This is a genomic window from Mesorhizobium sp. M5C.F.Cr.IN.023.01.1.1 (genome assembly GCF_003997585.1).
GTDB lineage: Bacteria > Pseudomonadota > Alphaproteobacteria > Rhizobiales > Rhizobiaceae > Mesorhizobium > Mesorhizobium wenxiniae.
In genome coordinates, this window is the sequence record NZ_RZSU01000053.1 from 26,946 (window position 1) to 43,938 (window position 16,993).

At 63.1% G+C, this 16,993-nt stretch carries 16 protein-coding genes and 1 pseudogene; 1 reads left to right on the forward strand and 16 read right to left on the reverse strand.

The window, feature by feature from the left end; all coding sequences use genetic code 11:
• Window positions 1-2 precede the first annotated feature (2 nt).
• The 15 genes from nuoG to EOA78_RS20820 form a co-directional block, all read right to left on the reverse strand.
• Window positions 3-2,615: an NADH-quinone oxidoreductase subunit NuoG gene (gene nuoG, locus EOA78_RS20750; protein ID WP_127316766.1), complete on the reverse strand. Its 2,613-nt coding sequence runs from the start codon at window positions 2,613-2,615 to the stop codon at window positions 3-5.
• Between the two features lie 31 nt (window positions 2,616-2,646).
• Window positions 2,647-3,912: an NADH-quinone oxidoreductase subunit NuoF gene (gene nuoF, locus EOA78_RS20755; RefSeq protein WP_127316751.1), complete on the reverse strand. Its 1,266-nt coding sequence runs from the start codon at window positions 3,910-3,912 to the stop codon at window positions 2,647-2,649.
• A gap of 5 nt (window positions 3,913-3,917) precedes the next feature.
• Window positions 3,918-4,427 (reverse strand): NADH-quinone oxidoreductase subunit NuoE, encoded by a 510-nt coding sequence (gene nuoE / locus EOA78_RS20760; protein WP_127316767.1) that lies wholly within the window; start codon window positions 4,425-4,427, stop codon window positions 3,918-3,920.
• An 18-nt stretch (window positions 4,428-4,445) separates the two neighbouring features.
• Complete coding sequence (gene nuoD, locus EOA78_RS20765) at window positions 4,446-5,660, reverse strand: NADH dehydrogenase (quinone) subunit D (RefSeq protein WP_127316752.1); 1,215 nt, start codon at window positions 5,658-5,660, stop codon at window positions 4,446-4,448.
• Between the two features lie 29 nt (window positions 5,661-5,689).
• Window positions 5,690-6,226, reverse strand: coding sequence for an NADH-quinone oxidoreductase subunit C (locus EOA78_RS20770; RefSeq protein ID WP_127316753.1), 537 nt, complete (start codon window positions 6,224-6,226; stop codon window positions 5,690-5,692).
• Window positions 6,223-6,726: an NADH-quinone oxidoreductase subunit B gene (locus tag EOA78_RS20775; RefSeq protein ID WP_127316754.1), complete on the reverse strand. Its 504-nt coding sequence runs from the start codon at window positions 6,724-6,726 to the stop codon at window positions 6,223-6,225. Before EOA78_RS20775 ends, EOA78_RS20770 begins: the two co-directional genes overlap by 4 nt.
• Window positions 6,714-7,079 (reverse strand): NADH-quinone oxidoreductase subunit A, encoded by a 366-nt coding sequence (locus EOA78_RS20780; RefSeq protein WP_127316755.1) that lies wholly within the window; start codon window positions 7,077-7,079, stop codon window positions 6,714-6,716. Before EOA78_RS20780 ends, EOA78_RS20775 begins: the two co-directional genes overlap by 13 nt.
• 152 nt (window positions 7,080-7,231) lie before the next feature.
• On the reverse strand, window positions 7,232-8,665 hold the full coding sequence (locus EOA78_RS20785) for an NADH-quinone oxidoreductase subunit N (protein ID WP_127316756.1): 1,434 nt from the start codon (window positions 8,663-8,665) through the stop codon (window positions 7,232-7,234).
• Window positions 8,662-10,137, reverse strand: a complete 1,476-nt coding sequence (locus EOA78_RS20790; RefSeq protein WP_127316757.1) for an NADH-quinone oxidoreductase subunit M — start codon at window positions 10,135-10,137, stop codon at window positions 8,662-8,664. Before EOA78_RS20790 ends, EOA78_RS20785 begins: the two co-directional genes overlap by 4 nt.
• 4 nt (window positions 10,138-10,141) lie before the next feature.
• Entirely contained in the window at window positions 10,142-11,902 is a 1,761-nt protein-coding gene (locus EOA78_RS20795) for a Na(+)/H(+) antiporter subunit D (RefSeq protein WP_127316758.1), read from the reverse strand.
• Window positions 11,895-12,149, reverse strand: a complete 255-nt coding sequence (locus tag EOA78_RS20800; protein ID WP_127316759.1) for a hypothetical protein — start codon at window positions 12,147-12,149, stop codon at window positions 11,895-11,897. The genes EOA78_RS20795 and EOA78_RS20800 overlap by 8 nt, the downstream gene beginning before the upstream one ends.
• Entirely contained in the window at window positions 12,146-13,609 is a 1,464-nt protein-coding gene (locus EOA78_RS20805; RefSeq protein ID WP_127316760.1) for a monovalent cation/H+ antiporter subunit D family protein, read from the reverse strand. The genes EOA78_RS20800 and EOA78_RS20805 overlap by 4 nt, the downstream gene beginning before the upstream one ends.
• A 4-nt stretch (window positions 13,610-13,613) precedes the next feature.
• Window positions 13,614-13,916, reverse strand: a complete 303-nt coding sequence (gene nuoK / locus EOA78_RS20810; RefSeq protein WP_127316768.1) for an NADH-quinone oxidoreductase subunit NuoK — start codon at window positions 13,914-13,916, stop codon at window positions 13,614-13,616.
• Window positions 13,916-14,416, reverse strand: coding sequence for an NADH-quinone oxidoreductase subunit J (locus EOA78_RS20815; RefSeq protein ID WP_095492105.1), 501 nt, complete (start codon window positions 14,414-14,416; stop codon window positions 13,916-13,918). The genes nuoK and EOA78_RS20815 overlap by 1 nt, the downstream gene beginning before the upstream one ends.
• 285 nt (window positions 14,417-14,701) lie before the next feature.
• Window positions 14,702-15,133, reverse strand: a complete 432-nt coding sequence (locus EOA78_RS20820; protein WP_127316761.1) for a CBS domain-containing protein — start codon at window positions 15,131-15,133, stop codon at window positions 14,702-14,704.
• 324 nt (window positions 15,134-15,457) lie between these two features.
• Here EOA78_RS20820 and EOA78_RS20825 point away from each other — a divergent pair.
• A pseudogene (locus tag EOA78_RS20825) lies at window positions 15,458-15,889 on the forward strand (ATP-binding cassette domain-containing protein); the annotation flags it as partial.
• 496 nt (window positions 15,890-16,385) lie between these two features.
• On the opposite strand, the gene EOA78_RS20835 reads toward EOA78_RS20825, so the two are convergent.
• On the reverse strand, window positions 16,386-16,841 hold the full coding sequence (locus EOA78_RS20835; protein ID WP_164783857.1) for a glycosyltransferase family 9 protein: 456 nt from the start codon (window positions 16,839-16,841) through the stop codon (window positions 16,386-16,388).
• Window positions 16,842-16,993 lie beyond the last annotated feature (152 nt).

A 16,993-nucleotide genomic window follows, 5' to 3' on the forward strand; every position in this document is an offset into this window, starting at 1 on the left:
GATTAGGGTGAACTGCCCGGAAGCTCGGCAATGCCTCGGCCGCGACTTTCAGGGCGCGCCTCGACTCCGGTGGCGAAGGCAGCGTGCGCCTTTTGAACCTCCACCGGACAAGGGTATTCCCCCCGCCGCATAAGGCTGTTGAGACGCAGGTCTCTATAGTTTTCCGGCACGAACACGAGCCCCCCGGGAAAATGCCTATTGACCTTGAGCTGCGCCCTCAGTTCCCCCTGGGTGGATCGTACGATCACCTGATCGCGATCCGAAAGGCCAAGCTGCGCGGCGTCCCACGCGCTCATCTCAACATATGGGTCATCCGCCACCGTATTTAGGATCTCCGAGCGTTCGGAAAGATATCCATTGTGGAACAGGCAGTTGCCGGTGACCAACATGAGCCGGTCGGCCGCATTCGGGTTAGGCGGAGGGGCGAAGAACTCGCCAGCCGGCGGCGTCGGGTCCGCCGTTGTGAATGCTCCGTCGGCGCCAAGCCCGTCCTGCGTCAGCCCTCGGTAGGCCGGAACCAGCCGGGCAATCTCGCGGAAGATTTCGCCTTGCATCGACGGTTGCATTGCCTGGTTGCGGAGCGCTGCTACGAAGTCAAAGATCGCCAGATTGCCCCGCGCCTCGAAGGCGGGTTCGCGGAACTTGCGGACCGCCTGGATCCGGCCCTCGTTGTTGGTGAAGGTGCCGGATTCCTCTCCATAACCCGCCGCAGGCAGGACGACATCGGCCAGACCGACGGTATCGGTGAGGAAGGTGTCCTGCACGATCAGAAGATCGGTGGCATCAAGCGCCCGCTTCACGAATCCCCGGTCGGGATAGGCCATCAGGGGGTCGCTTCCGGCGATATAAAGCGCGCCTACCCGCCCCTCGTTACAAAGCGCCAGCATGGCGTCGAGATCCGCGCCCGGCTCAGGTGGAATTTCGGCGCCCCACGCCCGTATGAGAACTGTGCGCGCCGCATCATCATTGACCGGGCGCAGCCCCGGCAGCGCCGCCGACAGAACCCCCATGTCCCAGGCGCCCAACTGGTTGGCACGGTCGAAGAGGAACTGCATCGCCGGGTCCTTGCCGAGTATGCGGAGAAGCTGCAACAGGTTTCTGAGTTGCTGCAACGTCGCGCGCGCTTCGGGTGATCTCAGGAGATCGGCGCTGACAAGAACGGTGACGCCGCGGCCTTCCAGCAGCGCGGCGACCAGACGGTCCGGCCCGTTACTCTCTGCGGTCCCTTCCGGCCCACCGCTTGTCGCGCCCCTGTCGGCAAAAACGTCACGCGGCAAGGCCTGACCAGCCGCCGCCACCAGCCCGGCCACTACCGCGGCAAGGCTCGCTGCCTCACCGCCCGGCCGAACGCGAACGACCACCCGGGCATCGGCGTCCAGACGGGATGGCCGCGCCGAGAGCATGAGCAACCCGGTCTGCCGCCGCCGGGCGCTGTCTCGCAGCAGGTATTCAGTGACTGGGTTCTCGTCGGTCACGTTGCCACCGACGACAAGCACGCAGTCGTTGCCGATCACCTCCTCCAGCGGCGCGCGGGTGTAGAAGCCCGCCACCAACGGGCCGAGCGTCTCGAACGGCGTGGACCAGCGCGACGAGCAGTCGATGTTGTTGGTCCGGAATACCGTCCGCATCAACTTCTGGAACTGGTACAGCACCTCGTTGGGCAGGCGCGGCGAGGCCAGCCCGCCCGCAGCCTTGCTCTCGACGGCCGACAGGCGCCGGCGCAGGTAGTCCCCGGCTTCGTCCCAGGAAACCGGAACCAGTGCGCCGTCACGACGGATCATCGGCCGCTTGATCCGGTCCCGGCTCCCGACGAAGTCGAGGCCGAAGCGCCCCCGAACGCAGAGCGTTTCGCGGTTGACGCCATGCTCCCACTTCGAACGGACCCGCATGAACTCGCCCTTGCGCGCGCCGACGGTGAGCTGGCAGCCGGTGCCGCAGTGCGGGCAGACCGTGTCGGTCTCGACCAGATCCCAGGGCCGTGCCTTGTAGCGATAGGGGAAGCTCATCAGTGCGCCGACCGGGCAGACCTCGACGCAATTGCCGCACTGGTCGCAACTCGCGAGACTGCCCTCGAAGCCGGTGACGGCGGTGTCCATGCCTTTTTCGATGGTGCCCAAGGCGACCGCGCCGACCACGTCCTCGCACATCCGGACGCAGCGCTGGCACTGGATGCAGCGGTTGACGTTCATGATGATGACCGGGCTGAGACGGATGTCCTCGGAGTGGAACACACGTTTGGCATCGCGGAACCGGCTTTCCCGGGGCCCGTATGCCATCACCATGTCCTGAAGCTCGCACTCGCCGCCCTTGTCGCAGATCGGGCAGTCGAGGGGGTGGTTGGCGAGCAACATGTCGAGCATGGAAGAGCGCGTTTCGTCGATCAGCGGCGTGTTCGTCCGCACTACCATGCCGTCGGTGACCGCGGCGGCGCAGGAAGGCTGCAGCCGCCGCTGCCCTTCGATCTCTACCAGGCACATGCGGCAGGAGGCCAGCGCCGGCAGCCGCTTCAGATAGCAGAAGGTCGGGATTTCGATGCCCAAACGCTCGGCGGCCTGCAGCACCGTAGAGCCTGCCTCCACTTCCAGCGTTTGTTCATCGATCGTGACGCTAACCATGACTTCTTGCGGCCTTCTCCCTGCGCGCTCCTTAGTGAAACGAGCACCTCCGCTCCTCGATATGGGCGACGAATTCATGCTCGAAATGCGCCAGTGCCGCCCGCAGCCCCATAGCCGCGCCGTCGCCAAGAGCGCAGAACGTGTTGCCGAAAATGCCCTTGCAGAGCGCCTCCAGCTGTTCCAAATCGTCCGGCGCGCCCTGTCCCGCCTCGACCCGGCGCAGCACTTTCACCACCCAGTTCAGCCCTTCGCGGCAAGGCGTGCATTTGCCGCAGGACTCGTGATGGAAGAACTCGATGATCCGGGTGGCGACCTTGACCATGCAGGTCGAGTCGTCGATCACGATCACCCCTGCCGAGCCAAGCATCGAGCCGGCCGCAGCCAGCGAGTCGAAGTCCATCCCGACATCCAGCCCGCGCTCCGGGATCAGCGGCGCCGAGACCCCGCCGGGGATCACCGCCTTGATCCTGCGCCCCGGTGGCGGCCCGCCGGCGCGGTCCTCGACCAGTTCACGCAGCGATATGCCCATCGGCAGTTCGTAAAGGCCCGGTTGCCGCACCTGCCCGCTAAGGCAATAAAGCTTCGGACCGGGGCTCTTGTCGGGGCCGATGCCACGAAACCAGTCCGGCCCCCGCGCCACGATATGCGGCACGCAGACCAGCGTCTCGACATTGTTGATCACGGTCGGGCTGGCGTAGAGCCCCGCGACCGCCGGAAATGGCGGTTTCAGACGGGGCTGCGCCCGCTTGCCTTCGAGCGAGTCGAGCATCGCGGTCTCCTCGCCGCAGATATAGGCGCCGGCGCCGCAATGGATGTGCATGACGAAATTAAAATCCGAGCCCAGAATCCGCTTTCCCAGATAGCCCTTCGCATGGGCCTCGGCGATCGCCTGCTCCAGCCGCCGGATCGCCAGCACGTACTCCCCGCGGATGTAGAGATAGGCGGTGTCCGCCCCGATCGCGTAAGCGCTGATCGCCATGCCCTCGATCAGCTGGTGCGGATCACGCTCCATGATGATCCGGTCCTTGAAGGTGCCCGGCTCGCCCTCATCGGCGTTGCAGCACAGGTATTTCGGCTTGTCGGCCCGTTTCGGCACGAAGCTCCATTTCAACCCGGTCGGGAATCCGGCTCCGCCGCGACCGCGCAGGTTCGATTGCTTGACGAGGTCGATGATCTCGTCGGGCGTGTACTGGCGCAGCGCCTTCGCCAGCGCCTGGTAGCCGCCGCCGGCCTCATAGCTCGAAAGCAGATGGCCATCCGGCACGTCCATGTTTCTGAGAAGGACCGGTTCAAACATGGCGGCTACTCTCCCGGCGGTTCTGCGGCGGCGAGTTCGGCGCCGGTCGCTTGCCCCGCCGCGCGCAGCCTGTCCACGAGCGCGTCGATCCGCGCGATGTCGAGGTCGCCGTGATAGTCGTCGCCAACCTGCATCACCGGGGCCATCTCGCAAGCGCCGAGGCATTCGACGGTCGAAAGCGTGAACAGCCCGTCCGGGGTCGTGCCGCCCTTTTCGATCCCCAGCACCGTCTCCAGATGCCTCAGCAGGTCGTCGGATCGGCGCAGCATGCAGGAGAGGTTGTCGCAGAGTTGCAGGTGGAACAGACCTACCGGCTCGGTATGGAAGAGGGTGTAGAAGGTCGCCAATTCGTAGACCCAGACCCGCTCGACACCGAGGATGTCGGCGACCTCTTCCAACACCGGGCCGGGCAGATGGCCATGTTCCTTTTGCGCGATCAGAAGCGCGGGCATGATCGCCGAGCGCTGGTCGGGATACCGCGCCGCCGCCGCCTCGATCTGTTCGCGCATGTTCATCGCGTCCAAAATCCCCTGCTACTTGTCCACCTCGGCCATCACTGGGTCGAGGCTGCCGAGCACGGCGATCATGTCCGCCAGGTAGCGCGCATTGCTGACCCCGAACAGTCCCTGAAGGTTGACGAACGACGGTGCCCGCACCTTCATACGGAACGGCTTTTCCGACCCATCGCTGATGATATAAAACCCGAGCTCGCCCTTTGGCGCCTCGATCGCCGAATAGACCTCGCCCCTCGGCACCTTGAAGCCATAGGCCGATAGGTCGAAATGCTGGATCAGCGCCTCCATCGAGCAGTGCACTTTGTCCTTGTTCACCGGGAAAGCGATTGTCGGCATATCGATCTGGAACGGCCCCTCGGGCATCTGGTCGAGGCATTGTTCGATGATCCGGACGCTCTCGCGCATCTCCTCGACCCGGCATCGCCAGCGCGCGTAGCAATCGCCCTCGTCGCGGGTGATGACGTTGAAGTCGAGCCGGTCGTAAATCTCGTAAGGCTCGTCGCGGCGGATGTCCCAGTCGACGCCTGAAGCGCGCAGGTTCGGGCCGCTCAGGCCGAGATCGATACCGTCCTCGCCCGAGATCACGCCGATCCCCTGCGTGCGCTTCAGGAACACCCGGTTGTTCTCGACCAGCCGTTCATAGTCGCGGATCCGATTCGGGAAGATGTCGCAGAACTCCCTGATCTTGGGGAAGAACCCGTCGGGCAGGTCCTCGCGCACACCGCCGACCCGGCAGAAGGAGGTGTGCATCCGCGCCCCGCTGATCATCTCCAACAGGTCCATGATCATTTCACGCTCGCGCATGGCGTAAACCAACGCGGTCATGGCGCCCAGGTCCATCGGCAGCGCGCCGGTGATCAGGAGATGACCAGAGACCCGCGCCAGTTCGGCCATCAGCACGCGGATATATTGCGCCCGGATCGGCGCTTCGATGCCCAGGAGCTTCTCCACGGCCAGCGCGAAAGCGAGGTTGTTCGAGGGCGGGCAGAGGTAGTCGAGCCGGTCGGTCAGCGGAAAAATCTGGGTGTAGGTGAAGCTCTCGGCCAGTTTTTCGGTGCCGCGGTGGAGGTAGCCGATATGCGGGTCCAAGCGCGCGACATATTCGCCCTCCAACTCAAGGACGAGCCGCAGCACCCCATGCGTGCTGGGATGCTGCGGTCCGAGGTTGAGAAGTACTTCCCTGGTGTCGGGCGCTTCGCCTTCCAGCCTGCTCAGTTGCGTGACTTCGGTCATCTCAGCTTCCTGTCGTGGAATGATCTCCCTTACGGTATGTTCCTGGTGGCAAGGTCAGGCTTCGTCGGCGGAGGGCCTTCGGCACCAAACGGGTTCAGCTTGTCCTTGTAACCGCGTAGCGGAAAGTCCTTGCGCTGCGGGAAGCCCTCGAATTCTTCCCACATGTAGATCCGGCGCAGGTCCGGATGGCCCTCGAACCTGATCCCGTACATGTCCCAGGCTTCACGCTCATGCCAGTTGGCAGTACGCCAGACTCCCGTCACTGACGGAACCCGCGGCGGATCGCCGAGACGGCACTTGATCCGAACGCGCCATTTGTTCGGCAGCGAATAGAGGTGGTACACCGCCTCGTAGCGCGGCGCCTCGGGGTGATGATCGACCCCGCAAATGTCGGACAGGAAGTTGAACCGCAGCGCCGGGTGTTCCTTCAGAAACCGGCAAAGCTCGACGATCAATTCAGGCGGAGCGGCAAAGGCGTGCACGCCATGCGCGAAGCCAAGATCTTCGATTGCCGCCCCGAAACGCTCCGCTATCGGGGCGCGGTTGAGGGGCGTCTTCGCGCTCATGGCGCCGCGACCCGGTCCAGAGGCGTCCCGGCCAGCGCCCGGGATTTTTTGATCTTCTCCTGAAGCAGAAGGATGCCATGCATCAGCGCCTCGGGCCGCGGCGGGCAGCCGGGCACATGCACGTCCACTGGCACGAAAGTCTCCGCCCCCTGCACCACGGCGTAGGTGTTGTAGACCCCGCCCGAGATCGCGCAGGTCCCCATCGCGATGACCCAGCGCGGCTCCGGCATCTGGTCATAGAGCCGACGCACGACTGGCGCGAATTTCCGCGTCACGGTGCCGGCGATGATCATCACGTCGGACTGGCGCGGCGAAGGCCGGAACACCACGCCGAACCGGTCGAGATCGTAGCGCGCACAACCCGCCGAGATCATCTCGATGGCGCAGCAGGCGATGCCGAAGGTCTCGGGCCAAAGCGCCGACCTTCGGCTCCAGCTGATCACGCTGTCGGCCGTGGTGAACAGCACGCTGTCGCGGATCGCGTTGTTTACTCCTCCCATTCTAACGCCCCCTTCAGCCAGGCGTAGGCGAAGCCCACAAGAAGCAGCAACATGAAGACAAACATCTCGACATAGCCGACCAGTCCGATCTCTTTCAGGACGACAGCCCAGGGAAAGAGGAACATCGCCTCGACATCGAAGACGACCAGCAGGATCGCGAGGATGAAGAACTGCACCCTGAAGCGGCCCCCGGCGGCCTCGCCCGCCGGGTCCATGCCGCATTCATAGGGCATGTTCTTCGCCGGATAGGGATTGGATGGGCGCAGTAGCGAGGAGACAAAGAGCGTCGCCATTGCCACCAGAACAATTCCGGCGACCATGAAAAGAACCGGCAGGAAATCCATTCCAGTCATGTCGCGCTACCCCGGTCACCTACCGAGGGCTTTGCTCAGGCCGCGACCGGCCACCTTCGGGCCGGTGATGCGGACCCCCGGGAAGCGACTTGGCGTTCCTTTCTTGCTCTGCCAGAGTATAAGGTCGGCCGCATCATTGCAAATCCAATCGATCAGCCGCCAAACGCGGAATGTTGGGCAAGCCTCAGAAACCAAGCCGGAAATAGGCCGATGCCGACGGTGCCGGCGGCGGTGATGGCGAGTGTGGCGCGGAGCGAGGGCGAGAGCGCCGGGTCGAACGTGCGCTCCGGCTCGCGCATGTAGATCACCATAACGATGCGGATATAGAAGTAGGCGGCGACGGCGCTCAACAGCACTGCAATCACCGCCAGTATGACGAAACCCCGCTCGATGAGCGCAACCAGCACGTAGAACTTGGCGAAGAACCCGGCTGTCGGCGGAATGCCGGCCAGCGAGAACAGATAGAGCAGCATCAGAAGCGCCAGCCCGGGATGCGACTTGGCGAAACCCGCGTACTCCTCGATGACCTCGCCTGAGAAATCGCCGTTCCGCATCATGATGACGGCGCCGAAGATGCCGAGGTTCATGAATGCATAGATCAGCAGGTACAGCATTACGCTGGCAATCCCGTCCGCACCGCCGGCCACCACGCCGAACATGGCGAACCCGGCATGGGCAATGCTGGAATAGGCCAAGAGGCGCTTGAAATTGTCTTGGACCAGGGCCACGAAACTGCCGAGCGCCATCGTCACCACAGCAATGACCGCGACGATGATCCAGGCGTCCGAGGCTGCGACAAGCGGGTTGAGGAACACCCGCAGGATCACCGCGAACGCCGCCGCCTTGGGGCCTACTGACATGAAGGCGGTGATCGTCGTCGGGGCGCCTTCATAGACGTCCGGCACCCACATATGGAACGGCACCGCGCCGACCTTGAAGACCAGTCCCGCGACGATGAAGACCACCGCCAGCAGCAATCCGGGATCGAGCGGATCGCCGGTCACCGCCGCAGCCATCCCCTCCAGCTGCGTCGTGCCGGTGAGCCCGTAGACCAGAGAAACGCCGTAAAGGAAAATCCCGGTCGAGACCCCGCCAAGAATCACGTATTTCATCGACGCTTCGTTCGACCGCCGCTGCTGCCGCAGGAAGCCGGTCAGCACATAGGTGGAGAGCGCCATCAGTTCGAGGCCCACATAGATCGACAGGAGGTCGGTCGCCGAGGCCAAGATCATCATTCCCGAAAGCGCGAAGAGCAGCAGGACACAGTATTCGCTGCTCCCGATCTTTTCGATCTCTGTATATTTTCGCGAAAGGAGGAATGTCAGAACGGTGGCTAAGTAGAACAGGCCCTTGAAGAAGACCGCGAAGGGGTCGGCGATGAACATGCCCGTGTAGGCCGGCCGCACCTCTCCCGCCAGCATGAGTGTCGCCAAGCCGGCAATCAACACGACCGCAACGGAAGCCCAGACAAGGAAATGTCCCTTCCGCACAAGCTGTCCTAGGATCAGCAATATGCAGGCCCCAGCGACTACCACGATCTCGGGCAGGCTCGCGAGGATCGACTGGAAAAGCGCGGCGGCGGTCATTGACCGCCCCCGTCACCGTGGACCTGCGCCAGCAGATGCCTCATCGAAGCGTCGATGATGTCGAGAAAGGGTTTCGGATAAAGCCCGATCCACAGCACAAAGACGGCCAGTGGCAGGATCGCCACCAGTTCGCGAGCGTTCACGTCGCGTATCTTGAACCGCACGCCGACGCTGGCCGGACCGAGCGCGACTTTCCTATACATGCCAAGCAGGTAGGCCGCGCCCAGCAGAGCCCCCAGAACGGCGGCGGCGCCGACAGCCAGATTGGCCGCAAACGCGCCTGACAGCACCAGCAACTCGCCCACGAACGAATTCGTTCCCGGCAGCGCCATCGACGACAAGGTGAACAGCGCAAGAAACGCGGTATAGACCGGCGCAGCCTTCATCAGCCCGCCATAATCCGCGATGCTGCGGGTATGGGTCCGCTCGTAGATCAGGCCGACCAACAGGAACAACGCGCCCGTCGTTACGCCATGATTGAACATTTGCAGGATGCCGCCCTCGAGCCCGCGGAGGTTCAACGTGAAAATCCCCAGCGTCACGAAGCCCATGTGGCTGATGCTGGAATAGGCCACCAGCTTCTTGAGGTCATCCTGCGCCAAGGCAAGCAACCCGCCATAGACGATCGCAAGCGCCGAAAGGGCCAGCATCAGCGTCGAATAATGCACCGACGCCTCCGGCAGCATCGGCAGCGAGAACCGCAGGAACCCGTAGGCGCCCATCTTCAGGAGCACTCCGGCGAGGATGATGCTGCCCGCCGTCGGCGCTTGCACATGGGCGTCCGGCAGCCATGTATGGACCGGGACCATCGGCACCTTGACTGCGAAAGCGATCAGGAAAGCAAAGAACAGCCAGGACTGAACCCGGAACGGCAAATCCTGCGCCGTCAGGGCGAGGATGTCGAAGGTCTCGCCGCCGTGGAGATAGAGCACGATGACCCCGATCAGGAACAGAAGGCTGCCCGCCAGCGTGTAGAGGAAGAATTTGAACGCCGCATAGACTCGGCCGTCGCCGCCCCAGACGCCGATGATCACGTACATCGGGATCAGCATCGCCTCCCAGAAGACGTAGAACAGGAACAGGTCGAGCGCGCAGAACACCCCCAGCATCAGCGCCTGCATGGCCAGCAGGCTGACCATGAACTCCTTCACCTTGCGGTCGATCGCGACCCACGAGGCGAGCACGCAGATCCAGCCCAATAGCGCAGTCAGGAATACAAAGAGCGCGCTGATTCCGTCGATGCCAAGCGCGTAAGTGATTCCGAGCGCGGGCACCCACGGGCGCGTCTCGGTGAACTGCATCTCGTGGGTAGTGGTGTCAAAGCCGGCCAGCATCACGATGCAGAGAGCAAAGTCGAGGACGGTGACGCCCAGCGCCGTCCACCGCACCGCATCGTCGTTGCGGAGAAACATCACAACCGCTGCCCCGGCGGCGGGCATGAACACGATGAGGCTAAGCAGCGGGAACGCCATCGCCCTACTGCCACGCCACGGCGAAGACGGCGATGGCTGCGATCACACCGACGATCATCGCCAGCGCGTAATGGGTCACGACGCCGGTCTGCAGCTTGCGCAGCGCGCCGCCACCGCGCAGGATCGAGCGGGCGACGCCGCTCACGACGGCGTCCACACCGTTGAGATCGGTCCGCAGTCCGGCCCGTGCGATCCCGTGCAGGAAGGGCAGCACCGCGGTCTCGGACACGTCGCTCACCGCCTGCTCGTAGCGCGCCAACGGTTTTTCGGCGAGCCACATGAAATGCCGCGCGCCTTTGCGGTAGAACCAGTCGGTGTCGAGGCTGATCGTGTTCTCGGGGTCGAGCGCCCTGAGGAACAGCACGAATCCCAGTGCGGTGAACATCAGCACACCGAGGCTCTCGGTGACATGGACGCCGGTGTAGGGTTCGAAGTCGACCCGATAGGGCAGAAGCGCGTAAAGCGGCTGGGGGAAAACCCCGATCGCAATGCAGAGCACCGCCGCCATGCCCATCGCAACGAGCATGTTGCGGGGCGGCTCGCGCCCCTGAAGCCCCCGGTCGGTGCCGAAGAACATGTAGTAGGGCAGCTTCAGCCCAGTGTGCAGGAAGGTTCCCGACGACGCCATGGTGAGCGCTAACACCACCAGCGCGCGGTGGTCCTGCCCGGCGGCGGCGACCACCATCGACTTGGTGACGAAGCCCGAGAAGAACGGAAATGCCGAGATCGCGAAGGCGCCGACCATGTAGAGCGCCACGGTCAGCGGCATGGTCCTGTAGAGCCCGCCGAGCTCGGTGAGCTTGCGCAGCCCAGTGACATGGATCACCGCCCCCGCGCCCATGAACAGGAGCGCCTTGTAGAGGATATGCGCGAAGGCATGGCTAGTGGCCCCGTTTACCGCCATCTCGGTGCCGATGCCGACGCCCGCCACCATGTAGCCCACCTGGCTGACGATGTGATAGGCCAAGAGCCTCCGGCAGTCGTTCTCCAACACCGCGTAAATGACGCCGTAAAGCGCCATCACCGTGCCGAGCCAGACCAGAAGCTCGGTCCCCGGAAACGTCCGCGCCAGCACGTAGACGGCGGTCTTGGTGGTGAAGGCGCTCATGAACACCGCTCCGGTGACGGTCGCCTCCGGGTAGGCGTCGGTCAGCCAGGCGTTGAGCGGCGGCACCGCGGCGTTGAGCATGAACCCGGCAAGGATCAGGTAGGCGGCGACGCCCATCCCCCCCTCGATCGGGCCGAAGAGCAGCGAGCCGGTGGCGAGCCCGTGGAGAATGACGCCGCCGAGCAGGGCGACGCCGCCGGTGATATGGACCATGAGATACCGAAACCCGGCACGGACCGCCGGCCCGCCGCGCTGGGCAAAGACCAGATAGGCAGAGGCAAACGCCATACCTTCCCAGAACAGGAACAGGGTCAAGTAGTCGCCGGCAAACACCACGCCGAGTGCGCTGCCGACGTAGACGAACGCCGCCACATGCTCTCCGGCGCGCGTCAGGTGCAGCGCGTAGACCATGCCGATCAGCGCCATGATAGTGAAAACAGTGGCGAAGACGATGCTCAACTTGTCGACCTTCGCAATCAGGAGTTCCTGCCCGATGAACTGCGCCGCACCGTAGCTGCCAGGCTGCATCGTGAAAACGGCGAGGATCGCCAGCGCCGGGATCAGCAGCAGATAAGCCTTGCGGATTGACCCTTTCAGGAAGGGGATCGGCAGGGCGCCGAGAATGAATAGGACGGCGGGATGGACGAAGTCAGTCATAATAGTCCTCGCGCCGCATCAGCCCACCCTGATGGCCGAGGAACTTGGAAAATAGGATCAGCAGCACGCAGGAGCCGAAGCCGTAGACGGCCGACCAGCCGGGCAGGCGGTCCCACAGGTATTCGGCGTGTTCGCGAAAGACCAGAAAGTCTGCGATGACGATCAGAACGAGCACGAGAAAGAACAGCCAGCGGCGCTGCTTCGCATATCGCCCGTCACCAAAGAAATCGACGACGCGGTTGATCATCTGACCACTCCTTCCGCCAGGGCGAGGAAATAGCCGGGGAAGATGCCCATCGACACCGACAAAATGGCGGTCGCGACCAGTGGGATCGTCACCATCGGAATTTCATGGACCGTTGCCGGCCACTCCTGCGCATCCGTCCCGAAAAAGGCGACATAGCTGACCGGCAGGAAATAGGCGGCGTTCAAGACCGAACTCACCAAGAGAACGATCAGGAACGCGATCTCCCCCGCCTCCACCGAGCCCAGCGCCAGATACCACTTGCTGACGAAGCCCGCAGTCGGCGGTACCCCGATCATGCTGAGCGAGCCGACGAAGAACGCCCCCATCGTCCAGGGCAGCCTGCGGCCGATGCCGGCCATGTCGCTGATGTTCCGCTTACCAGAGGCGCAATAGATCGAACCGGCGCAGAAAAAGAGCGTGATCTTGGCGAACGCATGCGCCGCAATGTGGATGATCCCGCCGACCATCGCGACCGGCGACAGTAGGACAGCTCCAAGCACGATGTAGGACAGCTGGCTGACCGTCGAATAGGCGAGCCGCGCCTTCAGGTCGTCCCGCGTCAGGGCGTAGATGGACGCCATCAGGATCGTGAACGAGACCAGATAGGCCGTGGCGAGGCCGAGCCCCAGCCCGTCAAGCAGCCCTGCGCCGAAGACATGGAACACCACCCGCAGCACGCAGAACACACCCATCTTGACCACTGCAACCGCATGCAATAGCGCGCTGACCGGTGTCGGCGCCACCATCGCGGCAGGCAGCCAGGCGTGCATTGGCATCACCGCGGCCTTGGCGAAGCCGAAGAGATAGCAGAAATAGATGACCGTCAGCAGAGACGCTGAGGCATCGACCCCCGCCAGCAGCCCCCCCGCCACAAAGTCGAGCGACCCGGCAATGTGGTAGGTCAGGGCCAGCGCGGCAAGAAGCAGGCTTTTCGACGCGCCCATCAAATAGACGAGGTACTTGCGGCTGCCCGCCCATCCCTCTTCGTCCTCGTGGTGGTAGACGAGCGGATAGGTAACGAGGCTGAGCACCTCGTAGAAGATCACCAGCGTGAATAGATTGGCTGCGAAGGCGCCCCCGACGGCCGCCGCGAGGCTGGTGGCAAAGCAGGCGAAGAACCGGGTCTGCGCGTGCTCGTTCAAGTGCCGCATGTAGCCTATGGAATAGATCGCCGCCACAATCCACAGCAGCGACGAGACGGTGGCAAACACCATGCCGAGCGCATCGACCCGGAAAGCGAAGTCGATCCCCGGCAGAATCTCGAACAGGCGAAAATCCACCGTGCCGCCCGCCAGCACCGTGGGCGCCATTGAGGCGACAATTGCAAACATGGCGATCGCGGCCAACGGCGAAACGACATCGCGGAGTTTTTCGCGGTTGTTCAGAAGGAGAACTGCAAGTGCCGCCAGACCTGCGACGGCGACGGCAAGCAACGGCCGGATCGATATCACCGGGTCCAAGCCGCTATCCCTTCATCATGGTCACGTCGTCGACCTTGAGGGTGGGCTTGTTCCTCACGAGGGCGACCAAGATGCCGAGAGCGACGGCAACCTCCGCCGCGGTGATTGCGATGACGAAGATCGCGAAGATCTGCCCGCCGAAGTCGTCGTAGTAGTGCCCGAAAGCGATGAAATTGATGTTGACCGAGTTGAGCAGCAGCTCCAGCGACATCAGCACGACCAGGATGTTGCGCCTGAGCAGCACGCCCGCCGCTCCGATCACGAACAGGACCACTCCTAGCACGATATACCACCAGAGCGGCACCATCACCTCGGCTCTTTCCGCGCCAGCATGATGGCGCCGACCAGGGCCGCCAGCAGGATGACGGAGGCGGTTTCAAATGGCAGGAGATAGTCGGCGAAAAGCGTCGTGCTGAGCTGCCTGATCTCGCCACCGGTGCGCATAGCGACGGGCTCCGTGACCGAAAAGCGGTCGCTCCAGAGCACCAGCGCAAGCATCTCGAACCCAAGCACGACGAGCAGCACCAGAGCCGGCAGGTTGCCGCCCGGCAAGAACCGCTGCAACACCGCTTCGCGCACATCGATCATCATGATCACGAAAAGGAATAGGACCATGATCGCGCCGACATAGACGAAGATCTGGATGACCGCGAGCAACGGCGCCTCGAGCAAGACGAAGATCGCCGAGATCTGCAGGAAACACGCCATCAGCGCCAATGCGCTGTGAACCGGATTCCGCGCCAGGACCACGGTCAGTGCCGTGATCACGGACGCCGCAGCGAACAAAAGAAAGAAGGCCTGATCCATCGACGCCGACCCTCCGCCGCGATCTGTCACTCGGCGCAAGACGGCCGGATTTGAAGATAGCTGCGCTGCGCACTTCAGATGCGTCCACAAATTGTGCCCTAGTATCGGATTTTTCTCAAGATTGTATGGTTTGGCCCTACGTTAGGCCCAAGTCTCAGCATCTGATTCTGTGTGCGATTCCCGCAGCCTGCTTATCGGTGATTCAGGCTGCCGAAGGAGGTTCGGCACGGGATCAGAAACCCTGAAAAAGGACGTCGCGCCCGGGGCGGCGGGCCTTCGGCGAGCTTACCCCGCCCAGATGTAGTGAATAATCTCTTCGGCCTCGCGCTCGACCTCCTCGATTCGCTTCTTCACCACGTCGCCGATCGAGACGATGCCGTCGAGTTGGCCGTTCTTCACCACGGGCAGGTGGCGGAAGCGGCCTGTGGTCATGATCTCCATGACCTGGTTGATCGTGTGGTTCTCGGTGCAGAGGTTGACCTTGGCGGTCATTGCGTGACGGACACTCTGCTGCAGGGCCGCAGCCCCATGCTTGTCCATGGCGCAGACGATATCGCGTTCGGACACGATGCCGACCACCTTGCGATCGCCATTGGTAACGACCAGTGCGCCGATCCGGTGCTCGGCGAGCCTGTTGATCGCCACGGCGAGCGTCTCGTTCGGGCCGATCGTCTCGACGGCTCGACCCTTGTCCTCGAGAATCGCTTTGACGTTCATGGCTTCCTCCAAGCGCTGCTACGCTCCAGCCCTCCCCCCTGTCTCCCTCTCGGTGCATGTCTGCCCCATCGTGCGCCGCGCGCCTTCATATTTCAAGTCCGACTTGCGCGCTCAGGCACCAGCGCTTCCTGGCGGTAGGCCTTCATGATTGGCTCACACAAACCGCCGCCTGATTCAGGGGTCGCCCTTGCCGGCGCCGATGCTCATCGATCAGCCGAGAGCGCCGTCGCAAGCGTCCCTGAAACTTCAGGCGGCTTGCAGGTGCCGTTCAGCGTCGCGTGCGGCGATTTTGGCAAGCGGCGCGAGGATCGAACTTTCGCCTTCTCGGGCAAGTCGACCTTGCTGCGTTGCCTCAACCGCCTAGTCGAGTGTCGAGCCGGAGACATCCGGCTCGATGGCGAAAGCATCTACAGGCAGACCCCTGACCAACTTCGGCGGCGGCTCGGCATGGTTTTCCAGCAATTCAACTTGTTCCCCGACCGCAGTGCGCTCGCCAACATCACCCTGGCGCTGCGCAAGGTAAAAGGCATGCCGCGCCAGCTGGCTGAGCGCGCGGCCTTAGCGAGGCTGCATGAAGTCGGACTCTTGGAGCGCAAAGATCATCGGCCGGCAAATCTTTCGGGCGGACAGCAGCAGCGGGTGGCCATCGCGCGCGCCCTAGCCCTCGAACCCGGGGTTATGCTGTTCGACGAAGTCACCAGTGCTCTCGATCCGGAATTGGTAAAGGGTGTCCTGAACTTGATGGCCGACCTCGGACCGGGCGGGATGATGAACTGGCGATGCCGAGGGAAATAATCGATCGAAACGCTTCGCGAGATGCGATCCCCGCGGTCGCCCCAGCCATGCCCTGGCCGTAACGCGGCTAACGGTGCAAACGCTGCTCTGATCTCACACCAAACATGTCGCGGCACCGGGTCCGGATCAACCCCGTTCTTTTCCAAACATCCTCCGGGCCCACCATAACCTTTTACCTTCCCACGCTTTGTCCACGCCCTGGAAACTCGAGCCAAGATTGCCTTGGTCATCGCACGACGCGCCCCCCGCCGCTTCATCCGGTCCCGCTTTTCCTCCCGCTGGTTGATCGCTCTTGCGATGTCGACGGCAATTCGTTTCTTGTTAGCCTCGCGTACGTGATAATCCGTCACCGTAATCGAGAAATGCCCCATCGCCTCCATTATCGCGCCCCTGCATGCACCGCGAGATAGGCATTTCTGCGCAGACCTCTTCCCGCCAGAATTTTTGTGCTTTCCCATTAAGCGTCTGGTGTCGGCGCAAGCCTCGGCGTGACATCGGCGGCGTCAAGGCCGAGCGCCTGCATGGGAGAAAGGTGTCGGTAGACGTAGTGGGAGCCGCCCTGGCCATAGGGTGCGGCAAAGACATTTGCCGGCTGGCTCTCCCAGAATTTCATCGGTCTATCGGTTGGGTCGACGCCAACCCGCATCGGCGCGCCGACCGATCGGTGCACTATCCGGGATGTTTTGGAGTCACTCAGATCGATAGTAAGGTCAAACCGTCGTTGGCGGAGATCCGAAACCACGCTGAGGTACTCCGCCAGCCGCTGGAAGAGGCTCTTTCCTTTGTCGCGGCGATCAAACGCGATTGCCTCATCGGCGATGTTCTGGCTGATGACGAAATCCCGAAGGTTGGGCGTGCAGAGCATCGCTATTTTGGCATCTGGGTAGGCGAGACGCAGATTGCGCACCAGCACCGACGTCAGGACCATATCGCCAATGTACTTTGTCTGAATGACGAGAATGGATCTGGGGGCCGGCCGGCCCTTCGCGGCAAGCGCCGATCCCGATGCGCGACGGTTCGCCACCTCGGTTGAAGTGCGGCGGGTCATCGACTTTAATCCCGACC

Bases quoted from the DNA above. Each gene is read 5' to 3' on its own strand.
- EOA78_RS20800 (WP_127316759.1), bottom strand. From the start codon at position 12,149: ATGATCAACCGCGTCGTCGATTTCTTTGGTGACGGGCGATATGCGAAG.
- EOA78_RS20795 (WP_127316758.1), bottom strand. From the start codon at position 11,902: ATGACTGACTTCGTCCATCCCGCCGTCCTATTCATTCTCGGCGCCCTG.
- EOA78_RS20770 (WP_127316753.1), bottom strand. From the start codon at position 6,226: ATGAGCGCGAAGACGCCCCTCAACCGCGCCCCGATAGCGGAGCGTTTC.
- EOA78_RS20815 (WP_095492105.1), bottom strand. From the start codon at position 14,416: ATGGATCAGGCCTTCTTTCTTTTGTTCGCTGCGGCGTCCGTGATCACG.
- EOA78_RS20790 (WP_127316757.1), bottom strand. From the start codon at position 10,137: ATGGCGTTCCCGCTGCTTAGCCTCATCGTGTTCATGCCCGCCGCCGGG.
- EOA78_RS20820 (WP_127316761.1), bottom strand. From the start codon at position 15,133: ATGAACGTCAAAGCGATTCTCGAGGACAAGGGTCGAGCCGTCGAGACG.
- EOA78_RS20780 (WP_127316755.1), bottom strand. From the start codon at position 7,079: ATGACTGGAATGGATTTCCTGCCGGTTCTTTTCATGGTCGCCGGAATT.
- EOA78_RS20775 (WP_127316754.1), bottom strand. From the start codon at position 6,726: ATGGGAGGAGTAAACAACGCGATCCGCGACAGCGTGCTGTTCACCACG.
- nuoK (WP_127316768.1), bottom strand. From the start codon at position 13,916: ATGGTGCCGCTCTGGTGGTATATCGTGCTAGGAGTGGTCCTGTTCGTG.
- nuoD (WP_127316752.1), bottom strand. From the start codon at position 5,660: ATGACCGAAGTCACGCAACTGAGCAGGCTGGAAGGCGAAGCGCCCGAC.
- nuoF (WP_127316751.1), bottom strand. From the start codon at position 3,912: ATGTTTGAACCGGTCCTTCTCAGAAACATGGACGTGCCGGATGGCCAT.
- nuoG (WP_127316766.1), bottom strand. From the start codon at position 2,615: ATGGTTAGCGTCACGATCGATGAACAAACGCTGGAAGTGGAGGCAGGC.
- nuoE (WP_127316767.1), bottom strand. From the start codon at position 4,427: ATGAACATGCGCGAACAGATCGAGGCGGCGGCGGCGCGGTATCCCGAC.
- EOA78_RS20785 (WP_127316756.1), bottom strand. From the start codon at position 8,665: ATGACCGCCGCCGCGCTTTTCCAGTCGATCCTCGCGAGCCTGCCCGAG.